Here is a 19,429-nt window from a genome sequence, read left to right as displayed (position 1 = left end):
CGTGTCACGTGCCGGTGAACGACGGATGTCCCGGTCCATCGACCACGGGGAGCGTGAGCCTGGCGGGTGTCGATCCGCCGACCTGCACCGTCTGGGTGCTGGGGACCAGCCGGGAGTGATCGCGCACCGGGTCGTCCGTCCCCGGGTTGCGCAGGTGCACCGGATGCGCACCGGAGGACACCTGCAGGCGCAGGCGCGATCCCGCGGCGAAGCGGTGGGCGATCGGGGCCAGATCGAGGCGCACCCTGCGGGGTCCGTCGGCGCTCGCCTCGGGCTGCAGCCGTCGATACCCGTCGGTGATCGTGCGCGAGGTGCCTCTGGCGTCGACCTCGCACAGCCGCACGAAGACGTCGGCCCGAGGGTTCGTCGACGTGAACGACATCTCGAACCCGGGTGCGCCCATCACGACCAGATCGGCGCGGAGGGCATCGCCCGTGAACACGAGCACGTCGTCGCGGCGTTCGCGGGCGCGCTGATCGCGTCGTCCGGCACGGAACGGATTCAGGGTCCGCCCGCCCGCCGCCGGAGTGGGATCGGCAGGGTCGTAACGGTACGAGAGAGCGGATGCGGTCGCCGAATCCCGGCTCGGAGCCAGCCTGTTCGCGGCGGTCGGATCCAGCGTCAGGGGAGAGGAGGGCGGCGGCCAGCTGTCGAGGTCGCGCCACCCGGCACCGCCCGTGACCTCGACGCGCACGCCGCTCGGCCGCGCGTCGGCGAACGCCTCCAAAACCTCTCGCACGCCGATGTCGGTGATCTCGGTCGCCCCGTGCACCCAGTCCCCGACGATCAGACGCACCGCGCGTCCGGCATCCTGCAGTGCCGCGTGGTCGGCGAGCTGGCCGACGAGGAAAAGGTCCTGCCAGCCGGCCATCAGCGTCACGGGCGGGATGGTCTCGATGTCCGAGGCGAAGTGCAGCGGATGCCACCACGGGTCTCCGGCATCGCTGTGCGCGACCCAGTCGCGGAAGAAGCCGGGGTCCGCGCCGCGCGCCACCCGCACGGCCTCGGTCGGAGGCACCGCTCGTGCGCCGCGATCGAGCGCGGGCGCCGCGAGCAGCAGTGCCCGCAGGCGGGCGGGCAGCGACCTCTCCTGGATGTCGAGCGCGTACGCCCAGGTGAGCGGGGTGTCGATCGAGAATCCACCGCCGGGATAGAGGATCGCGTCATCGAACCGGCGGGCCGAGATCGCGATCCCCATCGCGTCCGGTCGCTCGTCGCCGTCGCAGTACGCCCACTGCGTCACCCCGAAATAGCTCCCGCCCCAGGAGTGCACGCGGCCCGTGGCCCAGTGCTGTCGGCGCAGCCAGCGCATCGCGGACTGGCCGTCGGCGACCTCGTGGTGCAGCGGGTCGAAGGCGCCTCCCGAGCCGAACGTGCCCCGGCAGCTCTGCACCACGACGTGGTGTCCGCGTTCGGCGAGGAACCGCGCGACACCGGCGATCCCGTCGCGCCCGTACGGTGTGCGGATCAGCACGGTGTGGCCGCCCGCGCCCTCGGCGTGCCAGTGATCGGTGAGCAGGGAGACGCCGTCGGCCGCCTCGACCGGGATGCCCGAGGTGCGGCGCACCGTCGGATGCGTCACAGGCGGCATCCCGTCGACCCTGCTCAGGCGCCGGTGCTCGCGCCGAGCGGTGAGGGTCAGCCGCGGGGAGCCGCTCATCGCACGCCCTTCACCCGCGTGACGGAGAACGCCGCGATCAGCGCCATGACCACCGCGCCCATGTAGAGGGCGGCGAAGTTCTCGCCGGTGGGAGAGCCGATGCGGGTCGCGAAGTAACCGAACACGGGCACGAGGATACCGGGAAGCAGGTACGCGAGCGCCACGATGCCGAGATCCTTGCCCGCGTCCTCGATCGAGGGCAGGCACTCGGTCATGAGAGCGACGTCGGCGGCGATGTAGGCGCCCTGGCCCGCACCGACGATCGCGATGCCCACCAGGAACCATACGATGTCGCCGAACGACACGGCGAGCACGAGACCCGCGGCGCTGGCCAGGGAGCCGATCACGACCGACGGCTTGCGGCGTTTCGTGCGATCCGAGATCACCCCGAAGACGAACGCCATCACGAGGTTCATGAGTGTGAAGGCCGCGGTGGCCTGCGTCTGCACGGCGGCGATCGCCGCGGGGTCGTCGATCGCGAAGCGACCGGAGATCGTCAGATAGAGGTAGCTGGTGACCGACACGATCGACGCCGTCATGAAGAACCGGCACATCCACGCCCACGCGAAGTCGGGGTACCGGCGCGGGCTCAGCCAGAACGTGGCGAGCACCCCGTGCCAGTCCAGAGGGGCGGCGGGCGCGGTGCGCCGGATGTCCTTGAGCGCGAAGAACAGCAGGAGCGCGAGGAGCGCCGACAGTCCGCCGGGGATCAGGAACATCCCCGCCTGCCCTGTCGCCGCGACGACGCCCGAGAGCGAGACCCCGCCGAGGATCCCCAGTGCGGTGGCGGCGCCCGTCACCGCCGACATGATCGCACGGATGCTGCGTCTGATCTGATCGGCGAACAGCGTGTGGACCGTCATCGAGATCGCTCCCCAGCCCACCAGGACGAGCACCGTGCCGGTGCCGAGCAGCAGCAGCGACGGCGCGGTCGCCTGGATCCCGTAGCCGATCAGCGCGATGACGGCTCCGGAGAGGATCCAGGGACGACGGATGCCGAGGCGGGACATCGACCGGTCGCTGACCCGGCCGAAGATCGGTGTCGTGACGAGGACGGCGGCGCCTCCGAGAGTGAGGACGATGCTGAGATCGCCGGTGGCCTGATCGGGGTTCCACTCCTTGAGGAGCTGCGGGATCGCGACGCTCGCCACACCCTGGGCGATGCCCGAGCCGAACCAGGCGAGGACGAACGCGACCCAGAACCAGCGACTCTGGCGCTCGCCGGGGATCGCGTCCGACGCGAGCGGAGGTGCGGACGAGGAGGAGGGGAGTACGGGCTCGACGGCGTGGGCGGACATCATCGTCTCCAGGTCGGGGTCGGGGTCGGGGTCAGTATCGGTGTCGGGGTGCGTGTCTCGATCGTGGCGAGGGTCTCGGTGTGGGACCGCGGAGGCGCGCCGTCCGGGAGTGCCACCGCGGCGTCGTATGCGCACGCCACCTCGTGGGCGAACACGTCGCGCCACACGCGCGCGCCGTGCCAGCGGGCGGTGAGCCCGGGGGATCCGTGCACGTGGCCCGCCCCGATGCGCAGCACCACGGGCACGCCGCCGGCCTGCAGCGTGCGCGTGTAGGCGATGGCGCCGTCGCGCAGCGGGTCGTGCTCCGCCGCGAGGATCAGGGCGGGAGCGAGGTGCCGATGGTCCGCGGCGTCCAGGGGCGAGGCCTCCGCGAGGGGAGCCCCGGCGCGGTAGATCTCGACGATCCCCTCTGCGTCCTCCATCCCCGACGCGCGGCGGTACCGGCCCATCGACTCTCCCAGCGGTCGCAGAGCGGTCGGGGGCACCTCGAGCGCCTGATGGCGCAGCGGCCTCCCCTCGTCGCGTTCCCGCAGTGCGGCGGAGGCGGCGATCGTGGCTCCCGCCGAGTTCCCTCCGATGCCGAGACGGTGGGGGTCGATGCCCCACTCCTCGGCATGGGCACGCAGATCGGCCAGCGCCGCGACCGCATCCAGGACGGGAGCGGGGAACGGATGCTCGGGAGCGAGCCGGTACTCGAGCGAGATGAGCTGCACGCCGGAGCGGAGCGCGCGGTCGGCGCATATCCGCTCGTTGAGCACCTCGTCGATCGTGCCTTCGGTCCATCCGCCGCCGTGCAGCCACAGCATCGTCGGCTGCGGGCCGGCGGCTGCGGTCGACCGGAAGCGCCGCGCGCGCAGCGGACCGTCTGCGCCCGCGACCATCAGGTCGTCGACCCGCACGCCGTCGGGGGCGGGATCGGTGAACTCGACCGCGAGGATGTCGCTGACCTCTCTGGCCGCGCGACGGCGGGCGGGGGAGCCGGCGGGACCCGCGTCGGGCAGTGCGGCCGTGAGCTCGACGGTGCGGCGCAGCCAGGCGAGCACCGGCTCGTCGAGCGGGGGGAGGTCGTCGCCGAGATCGATCATCGTGCGCTCTCCTCGCGTCGCGCATCCACCGAGTGCAGGGTGCGCAGTTCGGAGATCAGCAGACGGTGCGCGGCATCCGCTGCGGGGACGAGACCGGTGCATCCCAGCGATCCGTGCGTCTGGCCGATGAAACGCACAGCGGCGACCGCGACACCCGCATCCGACAGCGCACGGGCGTACGCCTCGCCGTCGCCGCGCAGCGGATCGAGCTCCGAGGTGAGGATGAGGGCCGGAGGGAGGTCCTCGTGGGAGGCCGCGAGGAGCGGAGAGGCGTAGGGGAGGCGTGCGGTGTCCGCATCGTCGCCGAGGTACTGCCGCACCAGCTGTCGCCCCGCCGTGCGGACGATCACGCCGGGCATCGAGGCGGCGATCCCGTCCATGTCGGCGTGCCCGATGGTCAGATCCAGCGCCGGGTTCTCCAGGATCTGCAGGGCGATCGGATGGTTCTCCCTGTCACGGTTCATCAGCGTCACCGCCGCGGCGAGGTCGCCACCCGACGAGGCGCCCCCGACCGCGATCCGCCAGGGCGAGCCGCCGAGCTCGGTCGCGTGCGCGCGCACCCACTCGAACGCCGACCAGCACTGCTCGGGCTGGGTCGGATAGCGCTGCTCGGGGGCGTGGGCGTAGTCGACCGCGACGAGCACGATCCCCGCGTCGTGTGCGCGCTGTCGGAACCGGGCGTCCCAGCTCACCCAGTCGATTCCGGCGATCGTGAATCCGCCGCCGTAGAAGTACACGAGGATCGGCAGGTCGGCACCGCGGGCGGTCGGGTCGGCGTCCGGCCAGTACACGCGCACCCGCACGTCGGGGTGCCCGTCGACCGGCACGAGCTCGTCGCGCGTCGCGGTGTCGAGGGGGACGATGCCCAGTGCGGCGCTCACGCGCGTGTCGTTCTCGCTCGCCACTCGTCGGCGGCCGGCTGGGTCCTTCGGCTCGGGAGAGAGCAGCGGTGCGATCCGGCTCTCGTACGTCGCCACCGCGCTGTCGAGCGACGGGCGGCGGAATCGGCGACTCCTCGGTCTGGGCATCTGCATCTCCTTCGCCTCTTCTTCGACGGCTGCGCACTAGTCTGTGCAATCGAAGAACTTCGATGAAGCGGGGAATCGGACATGCGAGCGCGACCGGGCAGAGTGACCATCTACGACGTCGCGGAGCGCGCGGGAGTGAGCATCTCCACCGTCTCGCTCGCGGTCAGCGCACCGCACCGGGTGCGGCAGGAGACCAGGGAGCGCATCGTCGCCGCGGCCACCGAGCTGGGCTATCGCATGACCGAGGGGCGGCGGGTGGGCGCGGCGCGGATCGCGGTGGCCGCGCCCTTCACGACCTACCCGTCGTACCTGCGCAGGCTCTCCGGCATGCTGCGCCGCGCCAGGGACGCCGCCGTCGACATCATCCCCTACGACCTGGATTCCGCGGCCGCCGCCGAGGAGCCGCTGCTGGATGTGCTTCCCACCCGCGCCGACGCCGCGGGCCTCGTCGTGATGGGGGTGCCTCTGGGCGGGGCCGCACGCCGCGCGAGCCGTGCGGCCCGCATCCCGGTCGTCTACGTCGACGTCGTGCCCTCGCGAGCGGATGCCGGGGGACCGGTGATCCTCGTCGACGACCGTGACGGCGGCGCCCAGATCGGCCGGCACCTGGCGCATCTCGGTCACCGACGGGTGCTGTTCGTCCACGAGCCGCAGCGCTCGCCGTCGTACGTGTCTGCGGGGATGCTGCGTGTCGAAGGGCTCGTGGACCACGTCGAGGTCGTGTCTATCGCGCTCGACGGGCCGGGTGCGGTCGGCGCCGACGTCCCGCGGGAAGCCGCCCGCCGGGGCGCGACCGCGATCGTCGCCAACCATGATCAGTATGCGGCGGCGGTGCTCGCCGAGCTCCGCTCCTCGCCTCCGGTCGCGCCCCTCGCGGTGGTCGGATACGACGACGGGGAGCTCGCCGCAGGGCTCGACCTGACCACCGTGCGCCAGCCGTTCGAGGAGAGCGGGCGGGCGGCCCTGGAGCGTGTCCTCGCCCTGGTCTCGGGCACGGAGGTCTCGCACGAGACGGTGCTTCTGGCTCCGACCCTGATCGAACGTGGCTCGACGCGAGGAAAGTTGTTATAGTTCTCCTATAACTAATAGAAATTGAGGCGCCGATGCTGATCCGAATCGATGCCGACAGCTCTCGGCCGCTCTTCGATCAGGTCGCGGCGTCCGTCCGAGCCGATGTCCTGACCGGACGACTCGGCCCCGGCGACCGGCTGCCGGCAGCGCGCGAGCTGGCTGAGGCGCTCGAGATCAACCTGCACACGGTGCTCCGTGCGTACCAGCAGCTCAGAGACGAAGGTCTGATCGACCTGCGCCGCGGCAGGGGAGCGGTGGTCTCGGCGTCCGCAGCGCCGCTCGCCGACCTCTCACAGGACATCACCGCTCTCGTCGCTCGTGCCGCCGCGCTCGGTGTCTCTCCCGCAACCCTGGCCGCCCTCATCAAGGAGACCGACGCATGACCCCTGAGATCCGCAGAGCCCGCACCGCCTTCTGGTGGGTGGGGGTGATCGTCCCGCTCGCCCTGATCGCGCTCGCGAGCATCGTCGTGCTCTCCTGGCTGCCCGATGTCCCCGATCCGGCGGCGACCCACTGGGGGCTCGACGGGGTCGACGGCTACGGACCGAGCTGGACCCCTCTCGCCCTGCTGATCGGGCTCGGCGGTGGGACGGTGCTGCTGTTCGCGCTCATCGCACTGCTCTCCCACCGGCTCCCCCAGCAGGGTGCTGCGGCACCGATCGCGCAGCCGCAGTGGTCCGCGACCGCGCGGCTGCTCGGGGCGATGAGCCTCGGCACGGCGGGCCTGATGGCGGTGCTCGCCATCGTCACCACCGCTGCGCAGCGCGGCCTCGCCGACGCCGCCGATGCCGCCGACATCACCCCGTGGATCCCGGTTCTCCTCGTCGTGATGATCGGGCTCGCCGCGGCCGGCTGGTTCCTGCAGCCGGCGGTGTCGCGGTCGCCCGAGTCCTCGGGCGACGCGGCGACCCCGCTGCCGCTGGCCGATCACGAGCGCGCGGTGTGGATGAAGACGGTGACGGTCGCGAGAGTCGGCCAGGTCGTTCTCGGCACCGCCGTCTTCCTCATGATCGCGATGAGCGTGCTCCTGTTCGCTCAGGACGTCGTCGCGGCGTGGATCGTCGCCGCGGTCGCGCTGATCGTCGCGGTCCTCGTGTCGACGAGCCTCACCTTCCGCGTCCGCGCGAGCGCCGCGGGGCTCCGAGTGCGTTCCGTCATGGGGTGGCCGCGGATCGACATCCCGTCCGCGGAGATCGCGAGCGTTCGCGCCGTGCGGGTCGACCCGTTCGCCGAGTTCGGGGGATGGGGGTATCGCTTCGGCATGGACGGGCGCCGCGGAGTGGTGCTCCGCACGGGGGACGCTCTCGAAGTCGCCCGCACGAACGGCCGCGTGTTCGTCGTCACGGTCGACGACGCGGCCACGGCGGCATCCGTCCTCGCTGCCTCCGCCGACCCCCGATGACATCGTCCGTGTCCGTCCCGATCAGAGGAGACCACTCATGACCCGCCTCCGTGTCACCGCCATCGCCGTGTTCACCGCCCTCGCCTGCGGCCTCGCCTGGCTCGTCGCCCTGCCACTGTGGTCGGGCGACGGACTCGCCGAGCCGCTCGCCGGCATCATCCTGCCCGTGATGATGTTCACCCCCGCGATCGCCGCGCTCGTGGTGACCGTGACGATGCGCGTCCCCGCGCGCGGCGAGAGGCTGCGATTCCTCGGGATGTGGCCGCTGCGTCCGGCGAAGCGCGTGATCTGGCTGATGGTGCTGGGATGGCTCGCGCCCCCGTTGCTCGTCGCGCTCGGCGTCCTCGTCGCCGCCGCGCTCGGATTCGTCCGCCTCGACCTGACGTTCGCCGCGTTCTCGGCCACCATCGCCGGAGCTCTTCCCGAGGGCACCCCGATGCCTCCCATCGGGCTGCTCGTGATCTCGCAGATCGTGATGATCCCTTTCGCCGCGCTGATCAACAGCGTGCTGGCTTTCGGCGAGGAGCTGGGCTGGAGGGGGTGGCTCGTGCCGGCGCTGCGCCCGCTCGGCACCTGGCCCACGCTGCTCCTCAGCGGGGCGATCTGGGGACTGTGGCACAGCCCGATCATCCTGCTCGGCTACAACTTCGGCCGCACCGATGTCACGGGCGTCCTCTTCATGGTCGGCGGCTGCGTCGCCTGGGGAATCCTGTTCGGATGGCTGCGCCTGCGCTCCGCGTCGATCTGGCCCGCCGTCCTGGCGCACGGATCGCTCAACGCGGCGGCCGGGCTCGTGCTGCTCGTCGCCGCATCGCAGCCCGATCTCGCCCTCGCGGGGCCGCTGGGCGTCGCGGGGTGGATCGTGGCCGCCGTCGTCATCGGGATCCTCGCCCTCACCGGGCAGTTCCGCCAGCAGCCGGAGTTGGCGGATGCGCCGGGACGCCTGCTCTCCACCCCGCGCGCGTCGGGGGAGCCGCAGCACTCGTCCACCCCTTGACGCCTCGTGCGCCGCGAGGGTTTGCTGAGGGGATGGACGCCACCGCCGATGCCTGGTCGAAGACCGACTCCTATCTCGCCGATCTGCTCGTCGGGGATGATCCGCATCTCGAGGCGGCTCTGACGGCGCAGCGCGCGGCCGGACTGCCCGAGATCGAGGTGGCACCCGTCTCGGGCAAGCTGCTCCACCTGATCGCGCGCATCAGCGGGGCGCGGCGGGTGCTCGAGATCGGCACCCTCGGCGGGTACTCGACGATCTGGCTGGCACGCGCGGTCGGCGCGGAGGGCCGTGTCGTGACGATCGAAGCAGAGGCCGGCAATGCGGCCGTCGCGCGGGGGAGTCTCGACGCGGCCGGCGTCGGCGACCGGGTCGACATCCGGATCGGGCGCGGCGCGGATGTGCTCCCGACTCTCGTCGGCGGATTCGATCTCGTCTTCATCGACGCCGACAAGGAGTCGAACACCGTCTACCTCGACTGGGCGGCGCGCCTGGGGCATCCCGGCACCGTCGTGATCCTCGACAACATCGGGCGCGAGGGCGAGATCATCCGTGACGACACGACTGACCCGAAGGTGATCGGCACCAGGGACGGACTGCGGATGCTGGGCGAGGACCCCCGTTTCGACGCCACCGCCCTGCAGACCGTCGGGGTCAAGGGATGGGACGGCTTCGCGCTCGCCGTCGTGGTGTCGCCCTCCGACGCGGACCCCGGCGCCGACCCGGCGGCGGGCTAGACTGGCCGAGGATCGACGACGCTCCACACAACGTTTTCTCTGAGCAAGGAGCACATCAGTGGCACTGATCGAGGCTGTAGGCGCACGCGAGATTCTCGACTCGCGCGGGAACCCGACCGTCGAGGTGGAGGTGCTTCTGGATGACGGTGTCGTCCAGCGCGCGGCCGTCCCGTCGGGGGCATCCACCGGCGCATTCGAGGCGTACGAACTGCGTGACGGCGACAAGAGCCGGTACGGCGGGAAGGGCGTCCTCAAGGCCGTCGATGCCATCATCGACGAGCTGGGCCCGGCCCTCGAGGGTGTCGAGGCGAGCGAGCAGCGCATCGTCGACGAGATCCTGATCGACACCGACGGCACCGAGAACAAGCAGCGCACCGGCGCCAACGCGATCCTCGGCGTCAGCCTGGCCGTCGCCAAGGCCGCGGCCGACTCGGCCGACCTGCCGCTGTTCCGCTACCTCGGCGGACCCAACGCGCACGTCCTGCCCGTCCCGCTGTTCAACGTCATCAACGGCGGCGAGCACGCCGACAACGGCATCGACATGCAGGAGTTCTTCCTCGCGCCGATCGGCGCCGAGACCTACTCCGAGGCGCTCCGCTGGGGCGTCGAGACCTACCACGTGCTGCGCGGCGAGCTGAAGGCCGCCGGCTACGCGACCGGACTCGGCGACGAGGGCGGCTTCGCCCCCGACCTGCCCAGCAACCGCGAGGGTCTCGACTTCCTCGTCAAGGCGATCGAGAAGGCCGGCTTCACGCCGGGCACCGACATCGCGCTGGGCCTCGACGTCGCCGCCACCGAGTTCTTCTCGGACGGCGTCTACCGTCTCGACAACAAGGACTGGAGCGGCCCCGAGCTGATCGAGTACTACCGGGGCCTCGTCGCAGACTTCCCGATCGTGACGATCGAGGATGCTCTGGCCGAAGACGACTGGGACAACTGGAAGCTGCTCACCGATGCTCTCGGCTCGCAGGTCCAGCTCGTCGGCGACGACCTGTTCGTCACCAACCCGACGCGTCTCGCCGACGGCATCAAGCGCGGCGTCGCCAACTCGCTGCTCGTCAAGGTGAACCAGATCGGAACGCTCACCGAGACGTTCGACGCGGTCAGCCTCGCGCAGCGCTCCGGCTACACCGCGATGCTCTCGCACCGCTCCGGTGAGACCGAGGACACCACGATCGCCGACCTCGTCGTCGCCACGAACGCGGGTCAGATCAAGGCGGGTGCGCCTGCTCGCAGCGAGCGCGTCGCGAAGTACAATCAGCTTCTGCGCATCGAAGAGGAGCTGGGCGACGCGGCGGTCTTCGCCGGCCGTTCGGCGTTCCCCCGCTACCAGGGCTGAACGCAGCACAGACAGAAGCACGCCGCCTGCGCGGCATCGACGGAGGAGGAGCCGTGGCACGACGACCGGCTCCTCCTTCGGCGTCTCCGGGGTCGTCCCGAGCCGGGGCGGCGAAGACCTCCGCGCCCCGCGCGACCCGGTCCGGATCGCCGCGCGGGTCGGCCGCACGCGACACGATGGCGCGCAGCGTCGACGTGCGGGAGTGGGCCTCCGGCATCCGCCTGTCCGCGTTCTCGGTCATCATGCTCTCGCTCGTCGTGCTGGGAGCATGGGTGCTGGTGCCGACGCTGGGGACGTTCATCGATCAGCGTCAGAAGATCGCCGCGCTCGAGCAGTCCATCCAGGTCTCCGAGGATCAGATCACCGCTCTGCAGAAGGAGCGCGACCGCTGGAACGACCCGGCGTACATCACCACCCAGGCGCGCGAGCGCCTCTACTACGTCAAGCCGGGTGAGGTCGTCTATCTGATCGACGACGATCTCGACCCCGCCGCGTTGCCGCAGGAGCAGGGTCCCGTCAGCGACACCCTCGAAGAGACGCCGTCGGACTGGATGCCGCAGCTGCTGCGCACGCTCACCTCCGCCGGCCTGAGCGACACGGCGGCGGTCACCCGCTGATCCCGGCCGCCCGTCGTCGGGCAGGCGGCGCGTCCGGCACGGCTCCGAGCGAGCTCCCTGGCGTCTCCCGTACGCTGGTCGGGTGACCACGCCGCCTTTCCCCACGCCCACCGCCGCCGAGCTCGCCGTGGTCTCGGCCCAGCTCGGCAGGACCGCCCGCGGCGTGGTGGGCATCGCCGCGCGCTGCGTGTGCGGCAACCCGACGGTCGTCGCGACGACGCCTCGGCTGCCGGACGGCTCGCCCTTCCCCACGTTCTACTACCTGACGCATCCGGCGGCGACGGCGGCGATGTCGACGCTCGAGGCGACGCAGGTCATGCCCGAGCTCGCCGCCCTGCTCGCGGATGACGAGGATGTCGCGGCCGCCTACCTGGAGGCGCACCGGTCGTACCTGCGCGACCGGAACGGTTTCGGCGAGGTCGACGAGATCTCCGGCATCTCGGCCGGTGGCATGCCCACGCGTGTCAAATGCCTGCATGCTCTGGCCGGACACGCCCTCGCGGCGGGTCCCGGCGTGAACCCGATCGGTGACGCGGCGCTCGAACGCTCCAGCTGGTCACCCGATCGGTGCCGGTGCGACGAGCCCGGCGCCGCCCTGCGCGGCGCCGAGGCATCATCCGCATGACGGCGCGTCGGATGCTGCGCAGCGGCGTCGTGCTCGCGACGATCGTGGCATCCGTCCTCCTCCTCGGTGCGGCGGCCACCCCGCCTCCGGTGCCGGACGACCCCGCCGATCCGGTGCGCGCGTCCGAGTACTGGCTCGACGGCGCCCGCATCCGTGACGCGTGGCAGACCACTCGCGGCGACGGCGTGACGATCGCGGTCATCGACACCGGGATCGGCAAGGTCCCGGGGGTGTTCGACGGCGCGGTCACCGACGGTACCGACGTGTCGGGCACCGGCTCGCCGGACGGCCGCACCCCCGTCGGCGCGATCGACGGCAATCACGGTTCGTGGGTCGCCTCGCTCGCGGCAGGGCGCGGTGCCGCCGACGGCAAGGGGATGATCGGCGTCGCCCCCGAGGCCGATCTGCTGTCGATCTCGGTCGGCTTCGGTGCGGCCGCGGCGGTGCCCTTCACCGAGCAGGTCGCCAAGGCGATGCGCTGGGCGGTCGACAACGGCGCCGACATCATCAACCTCTCCTTCACCACCAACACGCTCGACTGGGACAAGAGCTGGGACGACGCGTTCCTCTACGCCTTCGAGCACGATGTGGTGGTGGTCGTCGCGGCCGGCAACCGGGGGAGCGGCACCGACATCATCGGCGCCCCGGCCACGATCCCGGGCGTGCTCACCGTCGGCGGAGTCGATCAGACCGGGACCGCCAGCCTCGAGGCGTCGACCCAGGGCATCACGATCGGCATCGCCGCTCCGAGCGAAGGGCTGCTCGGCGTCTCGGCCGACGGCACGGTGGTCTCGTGGCGGGGCACCAGCGGCGCGGCTCCGATCGTGGCGGGGATCGCGGCGCTGATCCGGTCGGCGCACCCCGATCTCGATGCGGCCAACGTGATCAACAGGATCATAAAGACGGCCATCCCCGTCGAGGGGATGTCGAAGACTCCGGATCCCCTGTACGGCTACGGTCTCATCGACGCGGAGGCGGCCCTGAACGCCGATCTGCCGTCGGTCGCCGAGAATCCCATGGGCGACCTCGCCGAGTGGGTCCGTCTGTATCGTCGGGCCGAGACCGTTCCTCAGCCGGTGCCCACCGCGACGCCGGTGACGGTGCCGCCGCTGCCCGATGCCGATGCGCCGACAGAGGCGGGTTCACCGCTGCTTCCCAGCGCTGAATCGCTGCGCTACGGTACCCTGCCGCTCATCGCGCTCACAGTCCCTGGTATCCTGATAGCGCTTGGCGTCACCGCAGCTGCCCGGCGTATCCGCTCGGCGCGCATTCGCACGCCACATTCCTGACTCCCGAGGAGTTGTCCCCCTGTGCCTCAGAACAGCACTGTGCCCAAGATTCTGATCGTCGGTGGAGGCTACGCCGGCTTCTATACGGCGTGGAAGCTGGAGAAGCACCTTCGCAAGGGCGAAGCAGACGTCACCATGGTCGACCCGCTGCCGTACATGACGTACCAGCCCTTCCTTCCCGAGGTGGCCGCCGGCTCGATCGAGGCCCGCCACTCGGTGGTCGCCCACCGTCGCCACCTGAAGCGCACGAACGTGCTCACCGCCAAGGTGACGAACATCAACCACGCCGACAAGGTCGCCACGATCACCCCTCCGCTGGGTGAGCCGTACGAGTTCGCGTACGACCAGATCGTCGTCACGGCGGGTGCCGTCTCCCGTACGTTCCCGATCCCGGGAATCGCCGACAACGCGATCGGGCTGAAGACCATCGAAGAGGCTGTCGCCATCCGCGACCGCGTCATGTCGAACTTCGACAAGGCGTCCTCGCTGCCCGCCGGCCCCGAGCGCGACCGTCTGCTGACCGTCGTGGTCGTCGGCGGTGGCTTCGCCGGCATCGAGGTGTTCGCCGAGCTGCGCTCGCTCGCCTCGTCGCTGGTGAGCAAGTACCCGCAGCTGCGCTTCGAGGACACGCACTTCCACCTGATCGAGGCGATGGGGCGCATCATGCCCGAGGTCTCGCTGCAGACGAGCGAGTGGGTGCTCAAGGACCTCGCGAAGCGCGGCGCCAACGTGCACCTCGACACCCAGCTCACCAGTGCCGTCGACGGCAACGTCGAGCTCTCCACCGGTGAGGTCATCCCGACCGATGTCATCGTCTGGACCGCCGGTGTCATGGCGAACCCGACCGTCGTCCGCGGCGGCGACCTGCCGGTCGAGGAGCGTGGTCGCATCCAGACCCGCGCCGACCTCCGCGTGGGCACCCCCGAGGCGTTCGTCCCCGGAGCCTGGGCCGCCGGTGACGTGTCGGCCGTCCCCGACCTCTCGGGTGGTGGCGTCGGCGGCTTCTGCGTCCCCAACGCCCAGCACGCCGTGCGTCAGGCGAAGCTGCTCGCGAAGAACATCGTCGCCGTGCTGCGCGGTGAGGACCCCAAGGAGTACTTCCACAAGAACCTCGGTGCCGTCGCGGGTCTCGGCCTCTACAACGGTGTCTTCCAGTCGGGCAAGATCGCGCTCAAGGGCTTCGTCGCCTGGGTCGCGCACCGTGGCTACCACGGCCTCGCGATGCCCACGTGGGAGCGCAAGTTCCGCGTGGTCTGGGGCTGGTGGAACAACCTGTGGCTCGGCCGCGACCTCGTGAACCTCGAGACCGTGCAGAACCCCCGGTACGTCTTCGAGGAGTTCGCGGCACGCCCGCGCCCCGCGGCCGACGCCCCCGCCGCTCCTGCGGCGAAGGCCGCCGAGCCGAAGACCGCCGAGAAGGCTCCTGCAGCGAAGGCCCCCGCCGCGAAGAAGGCCGCAGCGAAGAAGGCTCCGGCCGAGAAGGCTCCGGCCGAGAAGGCTCCGGCTCCTGCCACGACCGACCCGGCCGAGCACGCCGAGGCGACCGAGAAGGCCGCCGCCAAGTAATCGATCCGTCTGCACGAACGGCCCCGCGCGACTCCGCGCCGGGGCCGTTCGTCGTCTCCCGCCCGGTGGTGCATTCGCACACGATTCATAGGTGACCCCGCTACCGTCGACATCAGCAAGGGGAGTACTCCCGTCTGCGGTGGAGTCGTCATTACGGGCATGAAGTCGTGCCCCGGCCCACCGGCCCCTCGGGGTGGAGGAGACCTGGCGTCCGTATCCACGGACGGCCATGGCATCCCCTCATCGCCTTCACCGCGTCGAGACTCCGTGGCTGTCCCCTCGCCACCGAAGGAACCACGACCATGGCAAAGTTCTCCCGTCTGATCGGTCTCGCCGCGAAAGCGATCGAGTCGCACGTCTCCTCCGACCGGGGAGGTCAGGCCGCGCCGGGGTCTCCGGCCCGGCCGTCCGCCCATCCGGCTGCCCAGGGGTATGCGCCTCCGGCCGCCCAGGGGTATGCGCCTCCGGCCGCCCAGGGGTACGCGCCTCCGGCACCGCGAGGCTACGCAGCTCCGGCACCGCGCGGCGCGCGCGGGTCCTCGTCGGTGTCGGACGCCGATCGTGCGGCGATCGCCCGCTACGACTATCTCCTGCAGACCGCCGATCCGCACCGCATCGAGCAGATGCATCGCGAGGCATTCGATCGCCTCACACCGGCGCAGCGCACGCAGGTGCAGGAGCGCATGCAGGCCGAGCTCGCCCCGGGCGAGCGCCCGTCCTCGGCATCGTCCCACGACCTCGCCAGAGCCGCAGGGCGCACCGAGGCGGCGGCTCCGGGGCGGATGCGGTCGCTGCTCTCCCGAGTGCGCGGCGGCGCCGGCGGCGGGGCAGGCCGGGTCGGCGGCATGGCGGTCGGCGGCGCGGCGGTCGGCGTCCTCGGAGCCGTCGCCGGGGGAGCGGTGCTGAGCTCGGTGGCCGGCCCGCTGCTCGAGCAGGCCGCGGGCCTCGGTGTCGACTTCGACGCGCTGGCGCAGGGGCTCGACGTCGAATCACTCATGCAGGGCGTCGACCTGGAGGGGCTCGCCGGCGGAGTGGACGTCGAAGGGATCGGCGGCGCGGCCGAGGGGCTGCTCGGATCCGCGGGGGAGACGGTCTCGGGCCTCGGCGAGACCGCGAGCGGGTGGGGCGAGCGTCTGGGAGACCTCGGCATCCCCGGCATCCGCGACCTCTTCGGCCGATGAGCTGCGCACCGAACGCTCAGGGTCGCCGCATCGGCCTCGCCTAGCATGGGCGCACAGCCACAGACAGAGACGAGCCCGCCATGAGCCCCGCCACTGCCATCGCGAACACCGCCGACCACGGCTTCACCGGTCTGACCGGGTTCGCGGCCGACATCCTCACCGCCCTGGGAGACGTCGGTGTCGGCGTCCTCGTCTTCATCGAGGTGCTGATCCCCCCGATACCGAGCGAGGTCATCCTGCCGTTCGCCGGCTACCTCAGCCAGAGCGGGGACCTCCACCTCGGGTGGCTGATCTTCTGGAGCACGCTCGCGTCATGGATCGGCGCCCTGCTGCTGTACGCCCTGGGCAGGGCCATCGGGATGGAGCGCGCGGTGCGCCTGCTCGCCGCCACGCGCCTGGTCAGCAGGACCGACCTCGAGCGCGGTGCCCACTGGTTCGCGCGCAGCGGCGGGTGGACCGTCATGGTCGGGCGGATGGTGCCGGGCGTGCGCTCGCTCATCTCGATCCCCGCGGGGGCGTCGCGCATGGGCCTGGTCAGGTTCAGCGCCTACACGATCATCGGCAGCGGGGCGTGGAACGCGATGCTCATCGGTGTGGGAGCGGCGCTGGGGACCCAGCACGAGAGGCTGGAGCACTATCTCGGCTACCTCGACTACGCCGTCTACACGGCCATCGCGGTGGCGCTGCTCGTGCTGGTGATCCGGAGGGTGCGCGAGGCGCGCACCCCGCGATCGCGGTCCGCGAGGGCGGATGCCGCCGCCATCGACGGCATGGCGGACTGACGGGGCGGATGCCGGGGGTGCCCCCGCTGGGACTCGAACCCAGACTGAAGCGATTTTAAGTCGCCTGCCTCTGCCATTGGGCTACGGGGGCGTGACCCTGGTCAGCCTATCGGGGAGGAGAGGCGTGCCCCGCGCCGAAACCCGGTGCCGTGAGGGGTGAATCCCGGTCCCGCACGCCGTATGGTGGGGGAGTGCTCGACCTCACCGCCGAACTGAGCCCGATCGAGGCTCGACACCCCGTCGCCCCCGAGTGGGACGATCCCGCGCGCTACTGGCCGAGGCTGTCCGCCGCGACAGGACACCTGCCCGCGCCGGTCGCGGTGATCGATCGCGAGGCGCTGCGTTTCAACGCGATGGATCTGCTCGCGCGTTCGGGGGGCCTTCCCATCCGTGTCGCCTCGAAGTCCGTGCGCGTGCGCGCGGTGCTGGACGCCGTCCTCGCCCTGCCCGGCTACCACGGCATCCTCGCCTTCACGCTCGCCGAGGCGCTCTGGCTCGCCGCCGATCACGACGACATCATGCTCGGCTATCCGACGGTCGACCGCGCCGGGCTCGCTCAGCTCTTCGCCGACGAGGATGCCGCGCGCCGGATCACCCTCATGGTCGACGACCCCGCCCACCTCGACGTCATCGACAGCGTGGCGGCGCCCGGTTCGCGGCCCGAGATCAGAGTGGCGATCGACGTCGATGCGTCCTGGCGGTCCGCGCTGCTGGGGCACATCGGGGTGCGGCGCTCGGCGCTGTTCACGGCGGGCGAGGTCGCGGCCTTCGCGCGGCGCGTGGTCGCCCGGCCCGGATTCCGTCTCGTCGGTCTGCAGATGTACGACGCGCAGATCGCCGGCCAGGGCGACGACGCGGGGCCCGACGCGCCGCTGATCCGCCTGGTGCAGGCGCGCTCACGGACGGAACTGCGCGAGCGCCGCGCGGCGATCGTCGCGGCGGTGGCCGAGGTCGCCGCGCTGGAGCTCCTCAACGGCGGCGGCACGGGCTCGCTCGAGTTCTCCGGCAGCGACGAGTCGCTGACCGAGGCGAGCGCCGGCAGTGGCCTGCTCGGCGGTCATCTCTTCGACGGCTACCGGTCGTTCCGTCCCGCTCCGGCATCCGCCTTCGCCTTCGACGTCGTCAGGCGTCCCGCCGCGGACATCGCGACGGTCCTGGGCGGGGGATGGATCGCGTCCGGTCCGGCTGTCGCGTCGCGGCAGCCGCTGCCCGTGTGGCCGCAGGGTCTGCGCACCCTCCCGCGTGAAGCGGCCGGCGAAGTGCAGACGCCGCTGCAGGGGCGCGCCGCCGAACGTCTCGGCGTGGGCGACCGGGTGTGGTTCCGGCACGCGAAGAGCGGCGAGCCCGCCGAGCGCACCGACCGGTACCACCTCGTGTCGGGCGACGAGGTCATCGACGAACTGCCCACGTACCGCGGCGAGGGAAAGGCGTTCCTGTGACGCGGATCGGCGGCACCTGGCAGAACTGGGGGCGGTCGGTGCAGGTCAGGCCGTTGCGCGTGGAGCGTCCTCGGACGCCCGAGGGCGTGCAGCGCGCGGTGGTCGCGGCGGCCGCACGCGGCCTCTCGATCAAGGCGGTCGGCGCCGGTCACAGCTTCACCGGCATCGCCGTGGCGCCGGGGGTGCTGCTCGAACTCGACGACATGCAGGGGCTGGTGTCGGCTGATGCCGCAAGCGGTCGCGTCACCCTGCTCGCCGGCACCCGGCTGCACCGCATCCCCACCCTCCTCGCGCCGTTCGGGCTGGCGATGGAGAACCTCGGCGACATCGACCGACAGTCGATCTCGGGAGCGATCTCGACCGGCACGCACGGCACCGGAGCGCGCTTCGGCGGCCTCGCGGCCCAGGTCGTCGGCGTCTCCCTCGTGACGGCGGCCGGTGAGTTCCTGCGCATCGACGAGCATCAGAACGCGGAGCTGCTGCCCGCTGTCGCCCTGGGTCTCGGGGCGCTCGGGATCATCGTCGAGGTGACGCTGCAGTGCGTGCCCGCGTTCGTCCTCGACGCGGTCGACGAGCCGGTGCCGCTGGACGAGGTGCTCGACACGGTGTCGGAGCGCGTCGCGGCCTCCGATCATTTCGAGTTCTACTGGTTCCCGCACACCGACGTGGCACTCACGAAGAGGCAGACGCGTCTCCCCGAGTCGACGAGGCGCCGGCCGCTCCCGCCGGTGGGACGCTGGATCGACGAGACGCTGCTGTCGAACGGCGTCTACCGCGCCGTGTGTGCGGCCGGACAGTTCGCCCCTGCCGTCACCGCACCCTTCAACCGTCTCGCGGTGACCCTCACGGGTGACCGTCGCTACACCGACCTGTCGCACCGCGTGCTCACGCAGAGTCGCACGGTGCGGTTCCGCGAGATGGAGTACGCGCTGCCCGCCGAGAACACCGTCGCGGCCTTCCGCGCCGTGCGAGCCCTGATCGACGAGCGCGGATGGCGGATCGAGTTCCCGATCGAGGTGCGCTTCGCGGCCGAGGACGACCGCTGGCTGTCCACCGCGTACGGCAGGGCGAGCGGATACATCGCCGTGCATCGGTACTGGCGGGTGGATCCCACCGAGTACTTCGAGGCGGTGGAGCAGATCATGCTCGATCACGGGGGCCGGCCGCACTGGGGCAAGCTCCACACGCTGACGGCCGACGGGCTTCGGGAGCGCTATCCGCGCTTCGACGACTTCACCGCGCTGCGCGACCGTCTCGATCCCGACCGCAGGTTCACCAACCGCTACCTCGATCGCGTGCTGGGCGCGTGACGGCGC

The 19,429-nt window shown here is 71.4% G+C and carries 18 protein-coding genes and 1 tRNA gene; 14 read left to right on the top strand and 5 right to left on the bottom strand.

The genetic code is table 11. The features are described 5' to 3' along the window. Positions 1-4: 4 nt before the first annotated feature. The 4 genes from FQ142_RS12085 to FQ142_RS12070 are packed head-to-tail and all read right to left on the bottom strand — an operon-like array spanning position 5 to position 5,071. The gene (locus FQ142_RS12085) at positions 5-1,660 is read right to left on the bottom strand and encodes a CocE/NonD family hydrolase (protein ID WP_149423430.1); all 1,656 of its coding nucleotides are present in this window, start codon (positions 1,658-1,660) and stop codon (positions 5-7) included. Beyond that, a complete protein-coding gene (locus FQ142_RS12080) occupies positions 1,657-2,958 on the bottom strand; it encodes an MFS transporter (RefSeq protein WP_149423429.1) in 1,302 nt (433 codons plus the stop codon). Before FQ142_RS12080 ends, FQ142_RS12085 begins: the two co-directional genes overlap by 4 nt. Further along, entirely contained in the window at positions 2,958-4,043 is a 1,086-nt protein-coding gene (locus FQ142_RS12075; protein ID WP_188042377.1) for an alpha/beta hydrolase fold domain-containing protein, read from the bottom strand. The genes FQ142_RS12080 and FQ142_RS12075 overlap by 1 nt, the downstream gene beginning before the upstream one ends. Beyond that, positions 4,040-5,071 carry an alpha/beta hydrolase gene (locus FQ142_RS12070; RefSeq protein ID WP_149423427.1) on the bottom strand — a complete coding sequence of 344 codons (1,032 nt, stop codon included), beginning with the start codon at positions 5,069-5,071 and terminating at the stop codon, positions 4,040-4,042. Before FQ142_RS12070 ends, FQ142_RS12075 begins: the two co-directional genes overlap by 4 nt. 102 nt (positions 5,072-5,173) lie before the next feature. On the opposite strand from FQ142_RS12070, the gene FQ142_RS12065 reads away from it, so the two are divergent. The 12 genes from FQ142_RS12065 to FQ142_RS12010 all read left to right on the top strand — a co-directional run bounded on the left by FQ142_RS12065 (position 5,174) and on the right by FQ142_RS12010 (position 16,674). Then, positions 5,174-6,142 carry a LacI family DNA-binding transcriptional regulator gene (locus tag FQ142_RS12065; protein ID WP_262492138.1) on the top strand — a complete coding sequence of 323 codons (969 nt, stop codon included), beginning with the start codon at positions 5,174-5,176 and terminating at the stop codon, positions 6,140-6,142. Positions 6,143-6,174: 32 nt separating this feature from the next. Further along, on the top strand, positions 6,175-6,525 hold the full coding sequence (locus tag FQ142_RS12060) for a GntR family transcriptional regulator (RefSeq protein ID WP_149423425.1): 351 nt from the start codon (positions 6,175-6,177) through the stop codon (positions 6,523-6,525). After that, on the top strand, positions 6,522-7,544 hold the full coding sequence (locus tag FQ142_RS12055) for a hypothetical protein (protein ID WP_149423424.1): 1,023 nt from the start codon (positions 6,522-6,524) through the stop codon (positions 7,542-7,544). Before FQ142_RS12060 ends, FQ142_RS12055 begins: the two co-directional genes overlap by 4 nt. 37 nt (positions 7,545-7,581) lie before the next feature. Then, complete coding sequence (locus FQ142_RS12050; protein ID WP_149423423.1) at positions 7,582-8,541, top strand: CPBP family intramembrane glutamic endopeptidase; 960 nt, start codon at positions 7,582-7,584, stop codon at positions 8,539-8,541. Between the two features lie 32 nt (positions 8,542-8,573). Beyond that, on the top strand, positions 8,574-9,275 hold the full coding sequence (locus FQ142_RS12045) for an O-methyltransferase (RefSeq protein ID WP_149423422.1): 702 nt from the start codon (positions 8,574-8,576) through the stop codon (positions 9,273-9,275). 58 nt (positions 9,276-9,333) lie between these two features. Next, a complete protein-coding gene (gene eno, locus FQ142_RS12040; protein WP_045255593.1) occupies positions 9,334-10,614 on the top strand; it encodes a phosphopyruvate hydratase in 1,281 nt (426 codons plus the stop codon). Positions 10,615-10,790: 176 nt separating this feature from the next. Beyond that, the gene (locus FQ142_RS12035) at positions 10,791-11,231 is read left to right on the top strand and encodes an FtsB family cell division protein (RefSeq protein ID WP_149423421.1); all 441 of its coding nucleotides are present in this window, start codon (positions 10,791-10,793) and stop codon (positions 11,229-11,231) included. A gap of 82 nt (positions 11,232-11,313) precedes the next feature. Continuing rightward, positions 11,314-11,856: a DUF501 domain-containing protein gene (locus tag FQ142_RS12030; RefSeq protein ID WP_056415977.1), complete on the top strand. Its 543-nt coding sequence runs from the start codon at positions 11,314-11,316 to the stop codon at positions 11,854-11,856. Further along, positions 11,853-13,145: a S8 family serine peptidase gene (locus tag FQ142_RS12025; RefSeq protein ID WP_149423420.1), complete on the top strand. Its 1,293-nt coding sequence runs from the start codon at positions 11,853-11,855 to the stop codon at positions 13,143-13,145. Before FQ142_RS12030 ends, FQ142_RS12025 begins: the two co-directional genes overlap by 4 nt. Before the next feature lie 39 nt (positions 13,146-13,184). Further along, positions 13,185-14,711 (top strand): NAD(P)/FAD-dependent oxidoreductase, encoded by a 1,527-nt coding sequence (locus FQ142_RS12020; RefSeq protein ID WP_262492137.1) that lies wholly within the window; start codon positions 13,185-13,187, stop codon positions 14,709-14,711. A gap of 302 nt (positions 14,712-15,013) precedes the next feature. Further along, positions 15,014-15,892: a cation-transporting ATPase gene (locus FQ142_RS12015; RefSeq protein WP_149423418.1), complete on the top strand. Its 879-nt coding sequence runs from the start codon at positions 15,014-15,016 to the stop codon at positions 15,890-15,892. An 80-nt stretch (positions 15,893-15,972) separates the two neighbouring features. Continuing rightward, on the top strand, positions 15,973-16,674 hold the full coding sequence (locus tag FQ142_RS12010) for a DedA family protein (RefSeq protein WP_149423417.1): 702 nt from the start codon (positions 15,973-15,975) through the stop codon (positions 16,672-16,674). An 18-nt stretch (positions 16,675-16,692) separates the two neighbouring features. Here FQ142_RS12010 and FQ142_RS12005 read toward each other — a convergent pair. Beyond that, positions 16,693-16,765: transfer RNA gene (locus FQ142_RS12005), tRNA-Leu, on the bottom strand. A 100-nt stretch (positions 16,766-16,865) separates the two neighbouring features. Between FQ142_RS12005 and FQ142_RS12000 the strand changes: the two genes are divergently transcribed. Continuing rightward, positions 16,866-18,113, top strand: a complete 1,248-nt coding sequence (locus FQ142_RS12000; RefSeq protein WP_056416031.1) for an alanine racemase — start codon at positions 16,866-16,868, stop codon at positions 18,111-18,113. After that, a complete protein-coding gene (locus tag FQ142_RS11995) occupies positions 18,110-19,423 on the top strand; it encodes a D-arabinono-1,4-lactone oxidase (protein WP_149423416.1) in 1,314 nt (437 codons plus the stop codon). Before FQ142_RS12000 ends, FQ142_RS11995 begins: the two co-directional genes overlap by 4 nt. Positions 19,424-19,429 lie beyond the last annotated feature (6 nt).

The organism is Microbacterium sp. ANT_H45B (genome assembly GCF_008369345.1).
Taxonomy (GTDB): domain Bacteria; phylum Actinomycetota; class Actinomycetes; order Actinomycetales; family Microbacteriaceae; genus Microbacterium.
Note: the sequence above shows the minus strand (reverse complement) of the source record. Positions and strands in the feature narration are given on the sequence as shown.

What these genes read in the sequence shown, in the direction of transcription:
- FQ142_RS12010 (WP_149423417.1), top strand. Translation starts at nt 15,973, where the DNA reads ATGAGCCCCGCCACTGCCATCGCGAACACCGCCGACCACGGCTTCACC.
- FQ142_RS12015 (WP_149423418.1), top strand. Translation starts at nt 15,014, where the DNA reads ATGGCAAAGTTCTCCCGTCTGATCGGTCTCGCCGCGAAAGCGATCGAG.
- FQ142_RS12055 (WP_149423424.1), top strand. Translation starts at nt 6,522, where the DNA reads ATGACCCCTGAGATCCGCAGAGCCCGCACCGCCTTCTGGTGGGTGGGG.
- FQ142_RS12085 (WP_149423430.1), bottom strand. Translation starts at nt 1,660, where the DNA reads ATGAGCGGCTCCCCGCGGCTGACCCTCACCGCTCGGCGCGAGCACCGG.
- FQ142_RS12035 (WP_149423421.1), top strand. Translation starts at nt 10,791, where the DNA reads ATGGCGCGCAGCGTCGACGTGCGGGAGTGGGCCTCCGGCATCCGCCTG.
- FQ142_RS12060 (WP_149423425.1), top strand. Translation starts at nt 6,175, where the DNA reads ATGCTGATCCGAATCGATGCCGACAGCTCTCGGCCGCTCTTCGATCAG.
- FQ142_RS12075 (WP_188042377.1), bottom strand. Translation starts at nt 4,043, where the DNA reads ATGATCGATCTCGGCGACGACCTCCCCCCGCTCGACGAGCCGGTGCTC.
- FQ142_RS12070 (WP_149423427.1), bottom strand. Translation starts at nt 5,071, where the DNA reads ATGCCCAGACCGAGGAGTCGCCGATTCCGCCGCCCGTCGCTCGACAGC.
- FQ142_RS12025 (WP_149423420.1), top strand. Translation starts at nt 11,853, where the DNA reads ATGACGGCGCGTCGGATGCTGCGCAGCGGCGTCGTGCTCGCGACGATC.
- FQ142_RS12050 (WP_149423423.1), top strand. Translation starts at nt 7,582, where the DNA reads ATGACCCGCCTCCGTGTCACCGCCATCGCCGTGTTCACCGCCCTCGCC.
- FQ142_RS12080 (WP_149423429.1), bottom strand. Translation starts at nt 2,958, where the DNA reads ATGTCCGCCCACGCCGTCGAGCCCGTACTCCCCTCCTCCTCGTCCGCA.
- FQ142_RS12045 (WP_149423422.1), top strand. Translation starts at nt 8,574, where the DNA reads ATGGACGCCACCGCCGATGCCTGGTCGAAGACCGACTCCTATCTCGCC.